Below are 3,724 nucleotides of genomic sequence, written 5' to 3' on the forward strand. Positions count from 1 at the left end.
CATGAAACGCCGAGCCGCTCTTGGCCAAAATCCGGCCCCCACGGCGCGGATCACGAAAAGGGAGAGTTCCAATGAGGAAGATCATCGCTGCCACATTCGTCAGCCTCGACGGCGTCATGCAGGCGCCCGGCGGTCCGGAAGAGGATCCGGTTGGCGGCTTCAAGTTCGGCGGCTGGACATTCCACTATTTCGACGAGGTGGCGGGCGTGGCCATGGAGGAACTGTTTTCCAAACCCTTCGCCCTGCTGCTCGGCCGCCGAACGTACGACATCTTCGCCGCCTATTGGCCGTACCAGAAGGATCAGATCGCGGATGCCTTCAACCCTGCGACCAAATATGTGGCGACGCACCGCCCGGATTCGCTGACCTGGGAAAACACCGAGCCGCTTGGGTCCGATGTCGTCGCAAGGCTCAGGCAGCTCAAGCAGGAAGACGGACCCGACCTGCTCATCCAGGGATCGGGCAACCTGATCCAGACGCTGCTCGCCAACGGGCTGATCGATGAGATCAAGCTGATGACCTTCCCGATGCTGCTGGGCAAGGGCAAGCGGCTGTTCGGTGACAATGCGATGCCGGCCGCCTTCAAGCTCGTCAAGTCACAGGCCACCACCACCGGCGTCATCATGGCGACCTATGAGCGCGGCGGCGAGATCCGCACTGGCTCCTTTGCTCAGGACAAGCCGTCGGATGCCGAGCTCGAGCGGCGCAGGAACTGGAAGTAGCGGGGCGGGCATTGGCACCTTTCCTCTCCCTCCGGAGGGGGGAGAGGTGGCGCTGCGGAGCAGCGACGGAGTGGGGGAAGACGCTCCTCAAATGCACCCTCGCTGACAACTCGCGGCGGCGCTTCAATAAGGGCGAGGCGCCGGCTTGAAGTAACAACGCCCGAGCCCAGGTCGACCCCCACTCCGTCGAGCTTCGCTCGACACCTCTCCCCCGATCGACGGGGGAGAGGAACCCAAGTTCTGCTCGGGCTCAAGCGGCCACCGGCCGCCGCACGAGCCCATCGCGGATGTATCGCGCAAACTCTCGCGCAGCGGGCTCGATGCCATGCTTCGGCAGATGCAGGTTGATGGCGAAACTCGGCAACGCCGGAAGGTCCGGACCGGACGACAGGATGTCGAGATCGGCGGGCACGGTCGATGCCAGCCAGGTGGTGACGGCAAGGTCCGAACGGACCGTAGCGGTCGTGGCATCGATGTTGCCGTTCTCGAACACAGTGCGCCAGTCGAGCCCATGCGCGCCGAGGGCAGCGAGCACTGACGGACGAAACGCGCAGGTGTCGGCCACCATCGACACCGGCAGCGGGCGCTTCAGGCGTGCCGAGCCGCCTCTCGCTCCGACCCAGACCAGTCGGTCGACGAGCAGGCATTCGCCGGCGGTGGGGCCGGCTCGTTCCTCGATGATGGCGAGATCGATCGTGCCGGCCGCAAGCGCCGTCGCAAGCTCCGGCGAGGACGCGCAGACCAGCGAAATCTCGACCTGCGGATGGGCTTCGGCGTAAGCTTTCAGCACCGGCGCAAGCAAAGTGCCGACAAGGTCGTAAGGCACGCCGAGTCGTACCCTGCCCGCGACTGCGCTGCCGGCCATCTCGGCCCAGATCTCGTCGTTGAGCGAGAGCAGGCGCTTGCCCTTGCCGAACAGCCGCTCGCCGGCGCGGGTCAGCCGCAAGCCGCGCCGGTCACGCTCGAACAGGCTGCAGCTAAGAACGTCCTCCAGCCGCTTGATTTGCTGGCTGACGGCGCCTTGCGTCAGGTTGAGCGCATTGGCCGCCGCCGTCATGCTGGCCCTGTCGGCGACGGTGACGAAGGTTCGGATCAACGCGGTGTCGAGATTGCGGATCACTTTTGCATTATAGATGCTAATGCAAGTCATATCAAACATTGCATTTACTGATGCCAAGCGCGCTTTAGCATGCAAGTTCCCGCGCAAGGAGCCTGCATGCCCGAAACCCTCCTTCCCCTCGTGCTGTTCGCGCTCATCTCCACCTCGACGCCCGGCATCGCCACGACGCTGTCGACGGCCTCCGGCGCGCAGTTCGGCTTTCGCCGCTCCGTGCCGCTGATGGCCGGCAGCGCCGCCGGCCTGGCCACGGTGGCGGCGACCGGTGCGGCCGGGCTTGCCGGGCTGCTCGCCGCCGTGCCGTCCTTGCAGCTGGCGATGAAGATCGCGGGTTCGCTCTATCTGATCTGGCTGGCAGTCAAGATCGGCCGCAGCGGCCCGCCCAATCTCGACGTGTCCATGGCCAGGCCGAACAGCTTTTTCGGCGGCGCCGGCATTCAGTGGATGAACCCCAAGGGCTGGGCGATGGGGCTGGGCGCCGCCGCATCCTTCGCAGCGCTTGCCGACGGACCCTTGCGGCTCGCGCTGCTGCTCGGCGCGGTGTTCGGCCTTGCCGCGGCGTTCTCGCTGTCGCTGTGGTGCGTGGCCGGCACGCTGCTCGCCCGGCTGCTCAAGACCGAGCGGCAGTGGCGCGCGCTCAACGTCGTGCTTGGCCTGCTGCTGGCCGCCTCGATCCTGCAGATGTGGCGGCCAGTCTAAGCAATTCCAGGAAACGCGCGCAGCGGTTTTCCGTCCGGAGTTGCGCAAAACAACGCTTTGGCTGGCCGCCAGACGACTGGGACTTAGACCGCGTAGCGCGTCGCCGGCTTGCCGGCAAACAGGCTGCCGTAGAACTGGTCCCGCGCGCCGAGATAGGTGTCCAGACCGGCAGGATCGGCAAGTCCGGGCGCGGTGACGGTCTCGCCCTGGGCAAGGCCGGCAAGGGCGGCGTCGACCAGGTCGTCGGCGCTCATCACCCAGTCCTGGTTGATCCTGTCGAGGCTGATCCCGGAGGCGTCCCAGAACTCGGTGCGGATCGGTCCCGGCAGCACGACCTGCGCCCTCACCGCGGTTCCGGCGACCTCCTTCTGCAGCGCTTCGGTGAAGTTGACGACATAGGCCTTGGTGCCGCTGTAGATGCCGCCAACCGCGATGCCGTAGGCGACCACCGAGGCGATGTTGACGATGGCGCCGCGATTGCGCGCCAGCAGCCCCGGCAGCGCCGCGCGGGTCAAACGCGTCAAGGCAACGACATTGACCTTGATCATGCTCTCGGCCGCGTCGGCATCGGCGTCGGCGACCGTCTCGATGCCGCCCATGCCGGCATTGTTGACCAGCAGCTTCACGCTCTCGTCCGTCGCGATCGCCTGCTCGACCCGGCGCAGGTCGGCATCGTCGGCGAGATCGGCGACGATCGTCGTGACCTTGCGGCCATAGGCATAGGCCAGCCTGTCCGCCACCTCCTGCAGCCGGTCGGCGCGCCGCGCCACCAGCACCAGATCGTAGCCCTGCCCGGCCAGCCGGTCGGCATAGACCGCGCCGATGCCCGACGAGGCGCCGGTGATCACGGCCGTGCCCTTGTTGTCCTTTGTGCTCATTGTCCTGCTCCTTTGTTCGCTTCGCTTCGGTTCGGCGACGACGACCACGTCACCCGCCGATAACCTCCGATTTCAATTAGTGGCATATGCCACTTTTGCCGAAATAGGTATATGCCACTATCTTGTCAACGGCGGCGGCAAAAACTATTTTTGCGGCAGGCCGGCGCAGCTTTTCGCCGCCAAGGAGCGAACATGACCGAAGCCCAGAAGCCAGGATTCAGCCGCTGCAACAACGCCACGCTGCGGCGTGCCGCGCGCAGCCTCGGCCGCTTCTACGATGACGCGCTGGCGCCATCGGGCCTGAAGGG

4 protein-coding genes are annotated in these 3,724 nt (G+C 65.9%); 2 read left to right on the forward strand and 2 right to left on the reverse strand.

The window, feature by feature from the left end; all coding sequences use genetic code 11:
- Positions 1 to 71: 71 nt before the first annotated feature.
- The gene (locus EN780_RS29500; RefSeq protein WP_128276053.1) at positions 72 to 722 is read left to right on the forward strand and encodes a dihydrofolate reductase family protein; all 651 of its coding nucleotides are present in this window, start codon (positions 72 to 74) and stop codon (positions 720 to 722) included.
- 250 nt (positions 723 to 972) lie between these two features.
- Here EN780_RS29500 and EN780_RS29505 read toward each other — a convergent pair whose 3' ends face one another.
- Positions 973 to 1,881, reverse strand: a complete 909-nt coding sequence (locus tag EN780_RS29505) for a LysR family transcriptional regulator (RefSeq protein WP_189556836.1) — start codon at positions 1,879 to 1,881, stop codon at positions 973 to 975.
- A 57-nt stretch (positions 1,882 to 1,938) separates the two neighbouring features.
- Between EN780_RS29505 and EN780_RS29510 the strand changes: the two genes are divergently transcribed.
- A complete protein-coding gene (locus EN780_RS29510) occupies positions 1,939 to 2,538 on the forward strand; it encodes a LysE family translocator (protein ID WP_128276055.1) in 600 nt (199 codons plus the stop codon).
- An 83-nt stretch (positions 2,539 to 2,621) separates the two neighbouring features.
- Here the strand turns inward: EN780_RS29510 and EN780_RS29515 are convergent, their stop codons facing one another.
- A complete protein-coding gene (locus EN780_RS29515; RefSeq protein ID WP_128276056.1) occupies positions 2,622 to 3,416 on the reverse strand; it encodes an SDR family oxidoreductase in 795 nt (264 codons plus the stop codon).
- Positions 3,417 to 3,724 lie beyond the last annotated feature (308 nt).

It is taken from the genome of Mesorhizobium sp. M4B.F.Ca.ET.089.01.1.1, from assembly GCF_004022605.1.
GTDB lineage: Bacteria > Pseudomonadota > Alphaproteobacteria > Rhizobiales > Rhizobiaceae > Mesorhizobium > Mesorhizobium abyssinicae.